The organism is Catalinimonas alkaloidigena (assembly GCF_029504655.1).
Taxonomy (GTDB): Bacteria; Bacteroidota; Bacteroidia; order Cytophagales; family Cyclobacteriaceae; genus Catalinimonas; species Catalinimonas alkaloidigena.
Map to the genome: position 1 here is coordinate 864,840 of NZ_JAQFIL010000001.1, position 15,938 is coordinate 880,777.

The window sequence follows — 15,938 nt, forward strand, 5'->3', positions numbered from 1 at the left end:
ATCCGGCAGACAGCCTATCGCAAATAATACTAAGCATACAACCTATACGATGAAGATTAAAAAAGTTACCAGCAAAGTATACCAATGGAAAGGGGAAGTTAAAACCTCCGACACCATTTTTGCCACCCCACTGAGCACCTTGCCTTTCCAAAAGGATTCACAGGCGCCTTTCCGCTTTTTCAGCTGGCTGGTGGTGGAAATAGAAACTGACAATGGCCTGACAGGCATCGGCAATGCCGGCCTTTCTCCCGACATCACCAAAAATATTATTGACAGCAGATTAGCCCCGCTTTTGGCCGGAGAGAATCCCTTGAATACCGAATATCTTTATGAGAAAATGTATCGCTCCAGTGTAGCTTATGGGCGAAAAGGAGCCGTGATGGCTGCCCTCAGCGCGGTGGATATCGCCCTCTGGGATATCAAAGGGCTGCATTTGCGCCAGCCGGTGTTTATGCTTCTGGGCGGCAGAACCAAAGCTTCTATTCCTGCCTACTACAGCAGATTATATACTCGTAATTTGGATGAACTGCAAGAAGAAGCGGCCGCCTTTAAAGCCCAGGGGTTTGATGCTATGAAACTTCGCTGCGGTTACCCAATGACCGAAGGTCTGAAGGGCATGAAGAAAAATGTAGAGATGGTAAAAGTAGTAAGAGAAACTGTAGGCGATGAAGTAGATGTGATGCTGGATGCCTACATGGGCTTTGACTTTTATTTTGCCAAGCGCTTTCTCAAAGCTCTTGAGCCTTATAACCTTCGCTGGGTAGAAGAGCTTCTGCTACCCGACGAGATCTCCAACTTCGCGAAGCTTAAGCAGACCACAGATATTCCCATCTCCGGGGGGGAACATGAATTTGGTCGCTATGGCTTTCATGAGTTATTGCAGGCCAATGCTCTGGATATCATACAATTTGATACCAATCGGGTGGGGGGCTTTACCGAAGCGCAAAGAATTTGTCATATGGCGCAGGTCCATGGGGTGGAGATAATCCCTCACGGCGGACAGATGCACAACCTGCATGTGGTAATGAGCTCATTTGCCAGTCCGATGGCTGAATACTTTCCTAAGACCCCGGTTGAAGTAGGTAATGAGCTATTCTGGTATATCTTTGATGGAGAAGCGGAGGCAGAAAACGGTCAACTGCAATTGGATGATCAGAAACCTGGCATGGGTTTGACCCTGAAAATGGAAGGGCTGGAAAATTTTGAAATCATTGAATAAGTTCAGCCTGAAGTGGGGCGGCTTGAAAAGCTCGGCTTAATTTCCGATATGCACGGGAAGAAGTTATACAGTAAAGCAGGAATTTATCAATATATCGCTGACATGATACATTTAGTCCAGTTAATACACCCTAATGAAGGCAGGAGAATAGCCTTGGTAGATGAAGCCCGCCTGATACTCTTAGATAACCATTATTCTGTATATGAGCTGGCACAGGAAGCCTTGAAAGAAGGAAAAAAGCTGGGCGCTTGCATAGATGCTTCGCTCAGCCAAGGTACACTTGATTACGAAAAAGTTTATGAGTGCAAATCAGACTGGCAGCTTTTACCGGCTTTTGACCTGCCCGAGAATCCTGCTGCCTGTATAGTTTCAGGCACTGGACTCACCCATAAGAGCAGCGCCTTGAACCGGCAGAGCATGCATCAGGCAGAGCAGCATGAATTGACAGACAGTATGCAAATGTACCAGTGGGGGGTGGAGGGAGGTAAACCTTCGGAAAATAGCATAGGCATTCAGGCGGAATGGTTTTATAAAGGACAAGCTGATGTGTTGCGAGCACACGGTGAGGCGCTGGAAGTTCCCTCCTTTGGAGAGGACGGTGGTGAAGAACCTGAAGTAGCAGGTATCTATGTCGTTGACTCCCATGGTACCCCCCGTAGACTGGGCTTCTGTACCGCCAATGAGTTCTCCGACCATAAGATGGAGAAAAAGAACTATCTGTACCTGGCTCCCTCCAAGTTGCGTAATTGTGCCATTGGTCCTGAACTGGTATTAGGCCATGACTTTCAGGATATAAGTGGTAAGGTGAGAATTTACAGGGAGGGTAAAAGTATCTGGACTAAAGAAATCCATACTGGAGAAAAATATATGGCGCACAGTCTGGCCAATCTGGAGTATCATCATTTTAAATATCCGGGACACAGAATACCTTTTCAGGCGCATGTCCATTTTTTCGGTGCCGACGCCTTCAGCTTTGGCGAACAGATTCAATTGGAAGATAAAGACCTGATGGAAGTACATTGGGAGGGGATGGGTAGAGCATTGAGGAATACTTTACATATTTCTTCAGAAAAAGAAAAGATGTTTTATATCCGAAAAATGGAAGTATAGCGTAATTATTATATAAGGCGAGTCAATGCTGTAAGTCTTACCCTTATCTGTTCATCTACTCCCCCTGTCATCCCTTCAGAGATCTTTTGTAAGTTTGAAATGGGAAGCTATGGAATAATCTTGCATTATTTTATGAGCAGTAATTTTTGATGCCTATCTGAATGCAGGTACAGCCTTATAGGCTCCTACTGAGATTTATGCCCCTAAACTTTTCTTCAAATAATCAGCAGGTTCCTTCCTGGATGACAAAGGAGGGAGGGAACTTTGTCAATATGAAATTCAACTGACTATTTAATAAAGACAGTAAAATTATTATTATAATGACTAATAATTAAACTTTAGCAACATAAGGAGTTAAAAATTATTATTTTTGTCTACTTTGGTATAAACGGCTTGTTAGTTTTATCCCATTTGGAAACACAACAAGTAATAATCAGACTAACCTAACTACCTATCATGATTACTATTCTCTTTATTGTTTTTACACTTGGTTTACCTTTCATATTCAGAAATAAATTACCTGCGAATACTTTAGCCAATATAGCTGCCTCCATTGGGATACTTGGAACATTCGTAGGAGTAACAATTAGTCTTTTTAATTTTGATGTAAATGATGTAGCGAGAAGTGTACCGCAATTACTTGAAGGTTTAAAGATAGCATTTATCACCTCCATCTCTGGCATGGGAGTTTCCTTATTGATTAAAGTTTTTCCTGACTTTTTTGGGCATGATGTAGATTCTTCTGAAGAAACGCAAAGAAATTTCCAAATGAACGAGATGATGAGGGAACTCAGGTTGATTAATCAGGGTATTTCAGGAGAAAGAGAGGGTTCTTTATTCACCCAATTGAAGCAATTCAGGCACTCTAATGCTCATCGCTTAGAACTGATAGATAATTCATTAAGGGAGTTTGGGGAAAAGATGGTAGCAGATAGTACTCAATCATTGATTGATGCATTAACACAGGTGATGCAGGATTTTAATACTAAGATTAATGAGCAATTGGGAGATAATTTTAAAAAGTTCAATGAAGCATTAGGTATAATGCACCAGTGGCAACAAGAATATGCGAAACAGGTGCAGCAAATGACAGATCAATTTTACCGCTCCCTTGAAACTATTGAGGAGTGTGAAGCAGTGCTACAGAGTATAAGCAAGGAAGCCAGTACCTACCATCAATCAGCGAAAAAACTAGATGTATTGTTGGAGAATCTGAATGTAAACCTGGTAGGATTGAGCGAAATGTCTGAAAATGTGAAAGAAGCTTTTCCAATCATTGATAAGAAAATCAATGAACTGATTACTCGTTTTGCTTCTTCGGTAGAATCCGCGGTAAGGGAAAATAACCGTATGATGCAGTCTCAACGTGAAGCTATAGACTCACAAATCAATACTTTCCAGAAATCTTATGAAGAGATTGGGCAACAACAGCATAAGTTAATCTCTGATCTAAGTGGCAGGATGGATAAATTGATGTTTGAAAACTCAGATCGTATCAAAACTCAAATGACTGCATTGGATGAAGAATTGGGAGAACAATTAAAGAAATCTATTGATTCATTGGGTAAGCAACTTACCTCGCTTTCTATGCAGTTTGTTGAGGATTACACACCTCTTACTACAAAACTCAAAGACCTTGTGCAACTTTCTTCACGCATCTCATAATGTTTTATCCTAGTAAGAATCAGGAAGCTCAGGAAGGAGAAAGTCAGTGGATATCTATCTCCGATCTGATGTCAGTGTTGATGATGATTTTTTTGTTCATCGCTATAAGTTATATGATCAATGTGGTTAAAGAAAGAGAAAGGATAAAAGAGATAGCTGTTGCTTATAATCAGTTACAAGATGAACTCTATCAGGACTTACATAGTGAATTTGAAAATGATCTGGAAAAGTGGAACGCCAGCATTGACAGGCAAACTTTATCCATCAAATTTGAATCACCCGAAGTATTATTTGAGCAGGGTAGTGATGTTTTAAGAAATGAATTCAGAACTATTCTCATGGATTTTTTTCCTCGCTACATTAATATTCTTACCAGTGAAAAATATATAGATGATATAGAAGAAATCAGGATAGAAGGCCATACTTCCAGTGAGTGGGCGACTAATAACTATCCTCAGGAAGCCTATATCGGAAACATGAAACTTTCTCAAGATCGTACCCGAGAAGTATTAGCTTATGTGCTTCTTTTAGATCAGGTCAAGGATAATAGAGCATGGATTAAAGATAAAGTTACGGCCAATGGTCTTTCTTCCAGCAAATTAGTAATAACAGAAGAGGGTGAAGAGGATAAAGATAAATCAAGAAGGGTTGAATTTAGGGTCAGAACCAATGCCGAAAAAAGAATGGTTAAAATATTAACTGGAACAGAATGAAACTCACAGATTTTAGCAAGGACGATGACTTTAATAAGCTGAGGAAAATGATGGGGGCAAGCCTTCGGGACTATTCTTCTAAAGTAACATGGGAGGGAACAACAATCAGTACTGAACTTGATTTACACGGTGAAGTTGAGGTACCCTTTGAGTTACTTACTGTTGAAGATGATAAGACAATTACATTAGCAGGTAGGAGAGTTTTAGTATATATCCGTGACCAACATGCAGAGTATTATCCAAATTACAGATATCATCTTGCAAATTGTAGAACCTTAGTAGATTTTCAAAATAGTGGAAGGTTTAACAAATATGTTGCATCCATTAGAACAGATGGGACTTTTCGTGTTAATGTAATTCACGAAAATGGCGATGTTGAAAAAGATAAAGATGAAAACCTTTATGTATGTAAAAATTGCTTATCAGCACTTAATTACAAAGGTTATAACCAATCGTCTGAGATAAAAAGAAAGGTATTTAAAAATTTTGACCTGGATGAGTTTTTCAAATTGTACAACCGCCAGAATATTTTAAAGCCTACGAAAACTGATGCCACAGCGCCGATCAATGATTACCCTCCTGAGTGGAATTTAATCTCATTAAATTACCGAATTAGGAAAAGCTTTAAGTGTGAGGAATGCAAGCTTGATTTGAGTCATACTCCTAAATACCTTCAAGTTCATCATAAGAATGGATTAAAGAACGAATGTGGTGAGGAAAATCTTGAAGCTCTATGTTTAAGGTGTCATGCTCGTCAGTCTGGGCATGGCCATATGTTTGCCCATCCTGATTACAATTCATTTATAACGCTGTATCCTGAACTGTCTTGAGTTTTAATTCCTGCTGCATGTTTAATACTAAGTAAGGCGAGCTAATTCCATGAGTATTACACTTTAACTACTTTGCTAATCCCCCCCCTGTCATCCCGTCAGGGATCTTTTTTGGTTTGAAATGGGAGGTTTTGAATAAACTCCACATTATTTTATGAGTAGTGACCTTTGATGTCTTATGCTATTGCAAATACAGCCTTATATGCTCCGAATGAGATTTATGATCTTTAAATTTTCTTCAAACAATCAGCAGGTTCCATCCTGGAGGACAAAGTAGAGGGGTTTATTGCACCTCAAAGGATTTTGCTGCTTCTGATTTACCGACTTTCTTATTCCTTCCTACTCATTCACTGAAGTTATGTGCCTTTCCGGCATTCGCAGTAATGATAGACTTTTGTGCTTCCCCTTTATCAGTCCTGGCTGAATATGAATTTATTGGATATGAACAAAGGCTTGTTCAGTGAAAAGAAGAGCAGCGGCAATGCAGGAGAAAATCAGGCCATTAAGGAATTGAGCGCCTGATATGAGGACTTTCCTAAGCTGGCGCGTATCGCTTTCAAGGATAATCCACAGGTATTAGAGTCTTTTGGCATGGTGATGTCCACGCAGCAGAAAAAAAGGTGGAAAGCATTACTTAAGAATAAAATAAAACTGCCACCCTGAAATTACTTCAGGTTGGCAGTTCTTTACTTAAGAGCTAAATTAATTAGCTGCTGTAGTGTCGGCAGGGGTTTCTGCGGTATTCTCAGCAGCATCCAGGCCTTTGTAACGCTTATTCAGACCTTCCACTACGGTTTTGGTAATGTCCAGGCTGTCGTCAGCATATAGTACGCCGCTATTTTTGGTATAAGTCAATACGACCTTAAAATTCTGGTCTGTACCATATTCTTCAAGGTAGTCAGCTACCTTATCATACAGTTCTTCCTGTACTTTGGCTTCGTCCTGCATCAGCTGGTTACTCAGGTTTTGCTGATACTGCATAAGGTTCTGCTGCTTCTTCATCAGGTCTTCTTCCAGCGCACGTGCCTGGTTCATGGTCATAGTACCCGCATTACGCTGAAAAGCGGTGATCTCACCTTGCAAACCTTTCGCGCGGTTTTCGTAGTCGGCCTGTAGCTTCTGGGCTTTTTCTTCTAACTCAGCTCTTTTGTCTTTGAAGAAGTCATAGTTCTCCAATAAAGTATCTGAATTAACATAAGCAATTTTAGGCATGGCACCAGTAGCCGTTGTGCCAGCAGTCTCTTCGGTCTGCGCAGGACTATCACCACTAAAGTGCAGCACATAAAGATAGATGACAGCGACTGCCAAAATACCATTAAGGATTAGGGATAAGTTTTTCACGATAAACTTTTTTGTTAATTACAATTTCTAATGAACAACAAATATAAGTAAAGCAAAACGAATGTTATACATGCTCGCTTATTCAAATATGAATTAACGTTTAAAGTATAGGTTGTCAAGCTTATGCGCTAGAAACCAAAATCATATTGTTAAAATTCCAAAAAAAACTCTTCTTCAGGGAGGAAGAAGAGTCTGATGTTATGAAATCGCTCGGTAGTAAGCAAACTGTTTATACAGCTTTGGTTTCGGCGATCCCTTCGGCAGTGGCATCGTCAGTTGTTTCTCCCGGTTTTTTGATCTCCTTTTTCTCTCTGAAGAAAATAGTGAAGAGTACCAGTACAATCACTGAAAGCACGGCAGGTACCAGCCATATCTTATCCCAGAGATATTCATTGACATCATCGGAAACTATGGTATTTGCTTCTACGATGATGCCCGACAGCCAGGAACCAATGAACATACCTACGCCATAGGTAGCAAATGTAATCAACCCCTGCGCCGCGTTTTTTACCGCCTTGGGAGCTCTTTCATCCACATAAATTTGCCCGGTCACGAAGAAAAAGTCGTAACAGATGCCGTGCAGAATAATACCGCCATAGAGCATCCAGACCAGCTCTGTAGGGTTACCAAACATAAATAAAGCATAGCGTGCCCCCCAGGCTGCCATCCCTACCATCAGCATGATTTTGTAACCAAATCTTTTGAAGAAGAAAGGCATCAGCAAAAGGAACAGAATTTCTGAGCCTTGTCCCATAGTCATCTTCCCAGCGGCATTCTCAACACCTAAGTCATTGAGGAAGAGATTAGCGAAGCTATAATAGAAGGAGAGGGGAATACAGATGAGCAATGAAGCGATGAACAGGACTGAGAAAGAACGATCTTTCATTAACTTTAGCGCGTCCAGCCCTAAAATATCCTTTACACTGGCTTTCTGTCCTTTGCTTTTAGGCGGAGTATGGGGTAAGGTGAAGCAGTACAAGCCCATCACCACAGATGAAGCGGAAGCAAGAAGGATAGGCGTGTTAAGAGCTTCAATATCCAGATAACCTACAATCAACCCTACGATAATCCAGCTGATAGTTCCCACTACTCTTATGGCGGGAAACTGCTCACCAGGATTTTCCATATTCTCAAAAGAAAGAGAATTGGTCAGAGCTATGGTAGGCATAAAGCAAAGTGTGTAAGCAATGATCACCGGATAAAAAAGGCTAAAATCTTCAATTTGGGCTAGCCAGTAAAGTAATGCCGCTCCAATAAGGTGCAATACTGCCAGCACCCTTTCAGTAGGAAAAAAACGGTCGGCAACCATACCGACAAAGAAGGGTGAAATCATAGCAGCTATCGCAAACGCACTGTAGGCCAGTCCAATTTGTGAGCCTTCAAATTTAAGCGTAACGCCCAGGTAAGTACCTAAGGTTACATACCATGCGCCCCAGACAAAAAATTGCAGGAACATCATCCCAGATAGCTGCAAACGAGTTTTTATAGTCATAGCCAGAAAGTTTTATAATTGCCGCACGCTGTTCAAATAGCCCAATGAACGGATTTTTGATTTTAGTTTTCAAATTAGCCGTAAATTGTATGATTCCAAAAAATAGAAAGGCTGAGTCAAAAAAAAAGCTCCATTTAACTGGAGCGGAGAGGTTCATTTTCAAATGCAATATCAATAGACTAGTCACTGCCCGGCCCAAAGTTACGGCCGCTGTTTTCAGCTTTTTTGATCTCACTTCCATCTTTGAGCTGCTGAGAAACCGCAATGTAGGGCCCTGAAACCACCCTGTCTCCTTCGGAGAGCCCTTCCAGTATTTCAATATTCTCATAGTCGCTGATGCCGGTTCTTACAATTACCCGTTCCACAGTATTTTCATCTTTCACCCTGAAGACAACCTCAGCCAGGTTCTCTTCTTCATTAAAAGACGGATTATCCTCAGTTTCGCTACTGGATGTATCTTCCTGGTTTTCCCCTTCCGGCTGCGCTGAAGTATTCTCAGGGCGGGTAGTAACGGCTGCCAAAGGTACGGATAGTGTGTTTTCTTTCTTTTGGGTGATGATATCCACGCTGGCAGTCATCCCCGGACGAAAAGGGTATTTTTTTTCTTCAAGCAGGTCCTGATAAGATTGATTGAGTAACAGGATACGCACTTCAAATTCGGTTACGGCTTCCGCGGTAACTTTTTCATTGGCAGTGCTGGCAATAGAAGTCACTATGCCTTGAAACTCCTTATCCATATATGAATAGGCATCTACGTCTACAACGGCAGTGTCACCCAGATCTACCCTGATGATATCATTTTCATTGACATCTACCCTTACTTCCATACGGTTGAGGTCAGCGATACGTAACATCTCAGTTCCTGCCATCTGTGAGGTTCCTACTACGCGCTCCCCCTGCTCTACATCCAGCTTGGATACGATGCCGCTCACCGGTGCGTAAATATTGGTCAGGGAAAGGTTTTCACGGGCTTCTTCTACCGAAGCCTCAGCGCTTTTGACCGCGAAACGGGCTGCTTCTACAGTTTGTCTGGCAGATTCCAGCTCCTGCCTGGCCACCTGAAAGTTACTTTCAGCGGTTTCAAAATCAGCATCAGAGATTACATTATCATTGTATAGGGATTTATTTCGTTCGTAAGCAGCCTGGGCCTGAGTGAACTGGGCGTTGGCACTGGCAGCTCTGGCTTCGGACTGTGCCAGATTAGCGCGTTGCTGGTTAAGTGTAGCCAGGGTGCGGGATACTACCGACTGAAAGTTATCGGGGCGAATCTTTACCAGCAGGGCACCCATAGCAACAGAGTCACCCTCTTCTATATTGAGCTCAATAATTTCACCGGGTACTTCAGGGGAGATTTTTACTTCTTTTTCAGGTTGAACCGTACCGGAGGCCGTCACCCTTTCTATAATAGTACGGTGCTTCACCTGGGCAAAATTGACGGCGATGACATCATCCCTACCAATCCAGCCCATTTGTTTAGCTGCGAACAGCAGGCCTATAATAACAACGGCTACAACCCCTACGATGAGGACTGGATTTCTTTTTTTCTTTTTCTTTGTTTGTACGGGCATAAGACAAACGCTTGATTGTGTTTGTAAATTAGCATTTCTCACTGTAAATTTTTAAAACCGAGTGCGAAAACTATTGGTTTTTTTAAATGTGTTGACAAACCAAATGAATAAATGATGCAAAAGGTAGTCGTATTATCCGGGTCGGGAATAAGTGCGGAAAGCGGAATTCCAACTTTTCGGGATTCCGGGGGCTTATGGGAAGGTCATGACATCAATGATGTAGCCACGCCGCAGGCCTGGGCAAAGCATCCTGAGCTAGTGCTGGACTTCTACAATCAGAGAAGAAAGGCGGCACAAAAGGCAAAACCTAATGCCGGTCACTTCAGTCTTGTGGAATTAGAGAAATACTTTGATGTGGTGATTATTACCCAGAATGTTGACGCCTTGCATGAAAGAGCAGGCTCATCAAAAGTAATTCATCTACACGGAGAGCTGGATAAAGCGCGTAGTACGCTCGATGAAAATTTGGTCTATGATATCGAAGGTTGGGAAATTAAATGGGGAGAGAAGTGTGAGAGAGGTTCCCAGTTACGCCCTCATATTGTCTGGTTTGGTGAAATGGTACCAATGATGGAAGTGGCTTATAATGAGGTTGTTAAAGCCGATTTTTTTATCGTAGTAGGAACCTCATTGCAAGTATATCCTGCAGCAGGACTACTCTATGATGTTACTCCCGGAACTCCAATCTATATTGTCGACCCGGCGACACCAGAGTACAGAGAACAGCCCTATATTAGCCCGATAAAAGAGTCAGCCAGTACGGGATTGCCAAAATTGGCCGCCCAACTGATAAAAGAGGCACAATAATGGCGGATTAACTAATTAGGTTGTAGACAGATATGAGTATTATATCGTATTTGATAAAAAAAATTATTAATGCTTTAAACGTTATCAGTACAACTGGTGTCATACAACCGAATCAACAACTAAACTCATTCGCATATGAAAACCGGTAACCGATCTCTGCGAAACTTTTTTGTAAAAGAACCTAAGTTTTCAATTCTGATCGTCTTGATTGCGATTATATTATTGATCACCATCTTTCTTACGACAGATTTTAGTGCTGTATCGTCATTCTCTTTTTCGGAAGTTAAGCTTCAGCAACTCAGTTTTTCGCTGAAGACTCAATGTAGCTTGTTCTAAGCTGCTCCTACCAACGCATCAAAACTGACCCCCAGGTAAACCCACTTCCAAAGGCAGCCAGGCAAATGAGGTCATTCTCTTTTATTTTTCCCTGTTCCCAGGCCTCGCTCATGGCAATAGGAATTGAAGCAGCCGTAGTATTTCCGTATTTCATAATATTGTTAAATACCTGATCATCTCTCAGTTTTAACTGTTTTTGTACCATCTGGCTAATCCTCAGGTTTGCCTGATGGGGGATAAGGAGGTCCAGATCCTCAGGCTTATAGCCATTATGGTTGAGTGCTTCCATTACTGCCTGAGGAAAGCGGGTAGAGGCATGCTTAAAAACAAAATTACCATTCATGACAGGAAATATGGTGCCCTCTTCAATCATTTCAGGCTTTACCCTTGGAACAGAACGGCTGCTACCCACATCCAGTACAGCCAATTCTTCGGCATGTTTCCCTTCGGAATGTAGGTGAGAAGACATAATCCCTTTTTCTTCACTTGCCTGGAGTACGGCAGCCCCGGCACCATCACCAAATAAGACAGAGACGCCCCTGCCTCGCGTAGTAAGGTCCAGGCCGCTGCTGTGGATTTCAGAGCCTATAACCAGTACAGTGTCATACATGCCGGTTTTGATAAACTGATCAGCAACAGATATGCCATATACAAAGCCCGTACATTGGGTGCGTACATCCAGGGCTCCTACTTCCTTGATGCCCAGTTCCCGTTGAACCAGCACCCCCGAGCCGGGAAAATCATAATCAGGGCTGAGGGTAGCAAACACGATGAAGTCTACATCATTGGGCTGAAGACCGGCATTCTCCAAAGCCATGCGGGCTGCACGAGTTCCCATATTGGCAGTGGTATCTTTACCCAGTTCAAAGAAACGTCTTTCCTCAATGCCGGACCGTTCTCTGATCCATTCGTCTGAGGTATCCATCATCTTAGCTAGGTCGTCGTTGGTTACAATCTTCTCAGGCAGGTATCTCCCTACTCCTGTAATTCTGGAATTTCTCATGCTTTTAAGGTTGTAGTAAAAGTTTTTTCATTGGACCGTTCATCAGTACTCAACGCTTTCATTGTAATACTAAGTCATCCTGTAAGGACTAGATAAAATATACCGTAAAATTCATTGAATGTTTGAATTAGGCAAGAATAATCAAACCCTAATTTTATTTGTTTGGCAATCTAATGGAATGAATTGCTTACTCCCCTTAACTGTCTGGAAAAACAGGTGATTTTTGTGCTTTCAGAATTGCGGGTAATATTTATTGGTTGATTTTTGTTGTAATTATGACCAGCATAAGGTATGGGCTTATTTAAAGCTAATTGACATAGCCTTGCGTATTATATTTGTCATGCTTCTTATAAACATTATTAAATAAGTTTTTATGCTTTTACTAAAACTTATCTCATGGCAAATATCTGTGAACAGTATACTTTTATATGTATGTTTTCCTTTATTTTCCTTTGCTCAACCCTCTCCGGATAAAACAGCAACTACAGGTGATTGGGATAACGATTTAACATGGATACCTTCAGGAAAACCCGGCGTTGGAGATGTAATTCTCATTCCTGCCGGAGAAACTGTAACTGTTAGAGGAACTGATCATATACTTAATGATGCTGTAATGATCATTGAAGGAGATTTAGTAATGGAATCAGCCTGTCCGGCTTGCGCTGATTATAGTAGTTTAACATTTAACGGTGAAAATTCAGGAGTAATTATCGAGGATGGTGGTCAAGTTATTGATGGAACTGCTTTAGGAGGCGATACACATTTTATAGCAGTTCAGGGTGAAACAGTATGGTCTGGAGATAACTGCTTGTCTAATTGTGGTGATATTGAGGGTGATTATACCTCTACCGGGACAGCCACTTCTATACCCCCTGCCTTATCAAGCCTCTTACCGGTAGAGTTAATCCATTTCTCGGGACATTATCAAAATAGATCTGTGTATTTAGAGTGGACTACTGCTTCTGAAACAAATAACAGCCACTTTGTAATTGAAAGGGCTATAGACGATTTTGAATTCGAGATAATAGGAGAAATGCAGGGGGCAGGAAATTCCTTAAGTGAAATTGAATATATTTTTGAAGATCAACAGGTGTCGTCCGATAAGGAAAGTACATTTTATTACCGTCTCCGACAGGAAGATTATGACGGACAGCACAAGTACTCTAAAAATATTGCTGTTTTTAATGAAATTTCCGGGGTCTTAAATGTGTGGCCTACTTCATTTACTGATCATATTGACATTTCAATAAATAGTATGACCACCGAGTCATTAGAATTAAAGATATATGATGTCAAAGGAAATATACTAGTATTGAATGTTTATGAAATCATAAAGGGAAAAAACATACTTGAAGTCAAGGACTTAGAAGTTTTATCCAAGGGTATATGTTTTTTGAACATGGGTAGTAAAAACCTTCAATACAAACGAAAACTGATTAAGCATTGAAGGTGTAAAACTGAAGCTATTGCAATAAAAGGTAACTCAAACCGGCCAGCACCCCACCGATGGATGGACCTATCACAGGTACCCAGGCATAGCGCCAGTCACTGTCTCTCTTTTTATGTACGGGAAGAAACTGATGCATCAGGCGTGGTCCTAAATCTCTTGCCGGGTTAATAGCATAGCCGGTAGTGCCTCCTAAAGAAAGCCCTATAGAAAAAACCAACAATGCTACGGGTAAAGCACCTAGTGCACCCAGGCCAAATTCAGTGTCACTGGAAAAGTCAGCTGAAGTAAAAGAAGGTGCGGCAATATAAAGCACCGCAAATACCAACACAAAGGTGCCGATGATCTCCGAGATCATATTGTTTAGTGGGCTTCTGAGGGCTGGTATGGTGGAGAAAATGGCCAGTTTCGCATCCTGGTCCTCAGTAACTTCTACATGTTGGCGGTAAAACAGCCAGACCAGGAAAGCTCCGAAGGCGGCACCAGACATTTGAGCGAGGATATAGATGGGTACTTTTGCCCATTCAAATACGCCTGCTGCGGCCAGGCCCAAAGTTACGGCAGGATTAATATGCGCTCCACTATATTCAGTAACGGTGAATACGGCTACAAAAACAGCCATGCCCCAACCAAAAGTAATTACGATCCATCCGGAATTATTGCCTTTTGTCTGGTTGAGGACAACATTGGCTACTACCCCATTTCCTAATAAAATGAGCAGAGCGGTGCCGATAAACTCAGCTGTGAAGTTTGACATAGATTGATGAGTAGTTTAGTGATATGAGGTTGTGTATAACTTATTTTAGTATATATCCTTCAGCTAGTTTGGTATATGCTTCTACTTGTTGATCTTCCCACTGCTTATCCTTTCCTAATTCACGAGCCATCAGTTTAGCGACTTCCGGAGCCATTTCCATGCTTGCCCGGGCATTAAGAAGCAAAGAACGGGTTCTTCTTGAAAGGAAATCTTCCACGGTACGTGCCATTTCATGCTGAGCTGCCCATACGACCTGCGCCTTGACAACAGGGAGATCTTTATGAATTTGCTCTCCTAAGGCTGGTTCTTTGTTGATCAGTTTGCGAATGGCAATAATATCTGAGCCATAAAAAAACAGAGGGTCTTCTTTGTTCACGTTTTTCAGCCACCCGTGAATACGCAAATCCTTGGTCTTGGTCTGTCTTTCTTCTAAGCCTGCGATCAGGGAAGCTTTATCAATGGTATCCTCACCCATCTTACGATAGGTTGTCCATTTCCCTCCCGTAATAGTTACCAGACCGCTTATAGATACGATAAGTGAATGACTGCGTGAAATCTGAGCCGTACTTTTGCCATCGTCGGTGCTTACCAGCGGACGAAGGCCTGCAAATACACTTTGTACATCTTCCCGGGTAGGGTCTTTTGTCAAGTATTTGGCCGCATGCTCAAGAATAAAATCAACTTCTTCTTCCAAGGCTTTAGGTTCCAGTGAAGGGCTTTCTACCGGGGTGTCGGTCGTGCCGACAATGGCCTTGTTGTTCCAGGGTACCACGAAAAGTACCCGCCCATCTTCAGTCTTGGGTACCATAATCGCTGAGTCTCCGGGTAAGAAATCTTTATCCAGTACGATATGCACTCCCTGGCTGGGGCGGACAATATCTTTAGCCTTCGGATTATCCATTTTGATTACACCATCCACAAAAACACCAGTGGCGTTAACCACCACCCTGGATTGTATCTGATACTCTTTTCCGGTTTCCATATCCTCAGCGATTACTCCACTTACCATATCGCTGCTTTTGAGTAAACCTTTTACCTTCATGTAGTTTACCAGAGTACCACCTGCGTCAGCACAGGTCTGAGCCAGGTTAATCGCCAAGCGGGCATCATCAAACTGTCCGTCATAGTAGATTACTCCTCCGCGAAGTCCTTCCGGCTCTACTGTAGGTAGAAGTTCAAGGGTTTCCTCCTTGGTGAGGCTTTTGGAAGGACCCAGGCCAAGCTTACCCGCCAGCACATCGTATACTTTCATGCCTACGGTATAGAATGGACCTCCCCACCAGTCGTAGGTAGGGATGACGAAAGCCTGGTTTCGTACCAGGTGGGGAGCGTTTTTCATCATCAGGCCGCGCTCATGCAGCGCTTCCACAACCAGAGAAACGTCACCCTGCTGGAGATAACGGACGCCTCCGTGAGCCAGTTTGGTGCTGCGGCTGGAAGTGCCCTTGGCAAAGTCTGCCTGTTCCAGAAGTAAAGTGGTATATCCACGGGAGGCAGATTCCAATGCTGTACCGAGTCCGGTAGCACCTCCGCCAATCACGATAACATCCCAAACCGTATCATGCTCGGTTATGGTGTTAATCATAATATCTCTATCCATCTCGTAGGGTTTAGATTAGTGTTAGCAGTTATAAAAGTGTGGGGAGAAAA

General features: G+C 42.3%; 13 protein-coding genes. 7 read left to right on the forward strand and 6 right to left on the reverse strand.

Annotation, left to right across the window (positions count from 1 at the left end):
- Positions 1-49: 49 nt before the first annotated feature.
- The 5 genes from OKW21_RS03585 (at position 50) to OKW21_RS03605 (ending at position 5,537) form a co-directional block, all read left to right on the forward strand.
- Complete coding sequence (locus tag OKW21_RS03585; protein WP_277477366.1) at positions 50-1,219, forward strand: enolase C-terminal domain-like protein; 1,170 nt, start codon at positions 50-52, stop codon at positions 1,217-1,219.
- 48 nt (positions 1,220-1,267) lie between these two features.
- A complete protein-coding gene (gene araD1 / locus OKW21_RS03590) occupies positions 1,268-2,329 on the forward strand; it encodes an AraD1 family protein (RefSeq protein WP_277477368.1) in 1,062 nt (353 codons plus the stop codon).
- Between the two features lie 456 nt (positions 2,330-2,785).
- On the forward strand, positions 2,786-3,994 hold the full coding sequence (locus OKW21_RS03595; RefSeq protein WP_277477370.1) for a MotA/TolQ/ExbB proton channel family protein: 1,209 nt from the start codon (positions 2,786-2,788) through the stop codon (positions 3,992-3,994).
- Positions 3,994-4,707 (forward strand): OmpA/MotB family protein, encoded by a 714-nt coding sequence (locus tag OKW21_RS03600; RefSeq protein WP_277477372.1) that lies wholly within the window; start codon positions 3,994-3,996, stop codon positions 4,705-4,707. The genes OKW21_RS03595 and OKW21_RS03600 overlap by 1 nt, the downstream gene beginning before the upstream one ends.
- Entirely contained in the window at positions 4,704-5,537 is an 834-nt protein-coding gene (locus OKW21_RS03605) for an HNH endonuclease (RefSeq protein WP_277477374.1), read from the forward strand. Before OKW21_RS03600 ends, OKW21_RS03605 begins: the two co-directional genes overlap by 4 nt.
- Before the next feature lie 702 nt (positions 5,538-6,239).
- Here the strand turns inward: OKW21_RS03605 and OKW21_RS03610 are convergent.
- The 3 genes from OKW21_RS03610 to OKW21_RS03620 form a co-directional block, all read right to left on the reverse strand.
- A complete protein-coding gene (locus tag OKW21_RS03610) occupies positions 6,240-6,878 on the reverse strand; it encodes an OmpH/Skp family outer membrane protein (protein ID WP_277477376.1) in 639 nt (212 codons plus the stop codon).
- Positions 6,879-7,107: 229 nt separating this feature from the next.
- Positions 7,108-8,370 (reverse strand): nucleoside permease, encoded by a 1,263-nt coding sequence (locus OKW21_RS03615; protein ID WP_277477379.1) that lies wholly within the window; start codon positions 8,368-8,370, stop codon positions 7,108-7,110.
- A 179-nt stretch (positions 8,371-8,549) separates the two neighbouring features.
- Positions 8,550-9,938: an efflux RND transporter periplasmic adaptor subunit gene (locus OKW21_RS03620; RefSeq protein WP_277477381.1), complete on the reverse strand. Its 1,389-nt coding sequence runs from the start codon at positions 9,936-9,938 to the stop codon at positions 8,550-8,552.
- 114 nt (positions 9,939-10,052) lie between these two features.
- Between OKW21_RS03620 and OKW21_RS03625 the strand changes: the two genes are divergently transcribed.
- Complete coding sequence (locus OKW21_RS03625) at positions 10,053-10,745, forward strand: SIR2 family NAD-dependent protein deacylase (RefSeq protein ID WP_277487603.1); 693 nt, start codon at positions 10,053-10,055, stop codon at positions 10,743-10,745.
- Positions 10,746-11,088: 343 nt separating this feature from the next.
- On the opposite strand, the gene OKW21_RS03630 is transcribed toward OKW21_RS03625, so the two are convergent.
- Positions 11,089-12,084: a 3-oxoacyl-ACP synthase III family protein gene (locus OKW21_RS03630; RefSeq protein WP_277477383.1), complete on the reverse strand. Its 996-nt coding sequence runs from the start codon at positions 12,082-12,084 to the stop codon at positions 11,089-11,091.
- Positions 12,085-12,457: 373 nt separating this feature from the next.
- Between OKW21_RS03630 and OKW21_RS03635 the strand changes: the two genes are divergently transcribed.
- Positions 12,458-13,531, forward strand: coding sequence for a T9SS type A sorting domain-containing protein (locus OKW21_RS03635; RefSeq protein WP_277477386.1), 1,074 nt, complete (start codon positions 12,458-12,460; stop codon positions 13,529-13,531).
- 16 nt (positions 13,532-13,547) lie between these two features.
- On the opposite strand, the gene OKW21_RS03640 is transcribed toward OKW21_RS03635, so the two are convergent.
- The gene (locus OKW21_RS03640; RefSeq protein ID WP_277477387.1) at positions 13,548-14,288 is read right to left on the reverse strand and encodes an MIP/aquaporin family protein; all 741 of its coding nucleotides are present in this window, start codon (positions 14,286-14,288) and stop codon (positions 13,548-13,550) included.
- A 40-nt stretch (positions 14,289-14,328) separates the two neighbouring features.
- Entirely contained in the window at positions 14,329-15,888 is a 1,560-nt protein-coding gene (locus OKW21_RS03645) for a glycerol-3-phosphate dehydrogenase/oxidase (RefSeq protein ID WP_277477389.1), read from the reverse strand.
- Between the last annotated feature and the right edge of the window lie 50 nt (positions 15,889-15,938).

What these genes read in the sequence shown, in the direction of transcription:
- OKW21_RS03600 (WP_277477372.1), top strand. Translation starts at nt 3,994, where the DNA reads ATGTTTTATCCTAGTAAGAATCAGGAAGCTCAGGAAGGAGAAAGTCAG.
- OKW21_RS03645 (WP_277477389.1), bottom strand. Translation starts at nt 15,888, where the DNA reads ATGGATAGAGATATTATGATTAACACCATAACCGAGCATGATACGGTT.
- OKW21_RS03585 (WP_277477366.1), top strand. Translation starts at nt 50, where the DNA reads ATGAAGATTAAAAAAGTTACCAGCAAAGTATACCAATGGAAAGGGGAA.
- OKW21_RS03635 (WP_277477386.1), top strand. Translation starts at nt 12,458, where the DNA reads ATGCTTTTACTAAAACTTATCTCATGGCAAATATCTGTGAACAGTATA.
- OKW21_RS03640 (WP_277477387.1), bottom strand. Translation starts at nt 14,288, where the DNA reads ATGTCAAACTTCACAGCTGAGTTTATCGGCACCGCTCTGCTCATTTTA.
- OKW21_RS03605 (WP_277477374.1), top strand. Translation starts at nt 4,704, where the DNA reads ATGAAACTCACAGATTTTAGCAAGGACGATGACTTTAATAAGCTGAGG.
- OKW21_RS03620 (WP_277477381.1), bottom strand. Translation starts at nt 9,938, where the DNA reads ATGCCCGTACAAACAAAGAAAAAGAAAAAAAGAAATCCAGTCCTCATC.
- araD1 (WP_277477368.1), top strand. Translation starts at nt 1,268, where the DNA reads ATGCACGGGAAGAAGTTATACAGTAAAGCAGGAATTTATCAATATATC.
- OKW21_RS03625 (WP_277487603.1), top strand. Translation starts at nt 10,053, where the DNA reads ATGCAAAAGGTAGTCGTATTATCCGGGTCGGGAATAAGTGCGGAAAGC.
- OKW21_RS03630 (WP_277477383.1), bottom strand. Translation starts at nt 12,084, where the DNA reads ATGAGAAATTCCAGAATTACAGGAGTAGGGAGATACCTGCCTGAGAAG.
- OKW21_RS03595 (WP_277477370.1), top strand. Translation starts at nt 2,786, where the DNA reads ATGATTACTATTCTCTTTATTGTTTTTACACTTGGTTTACCTTTCATA.
- OKW21_RS03615 (WP_277477379.1), bottom strand. Translation starts at nt 8,370, where the DNA reads ATGACTATAAAAACTCGTTTGCAGCTATCTGGGATGATGTTCCTGCAA.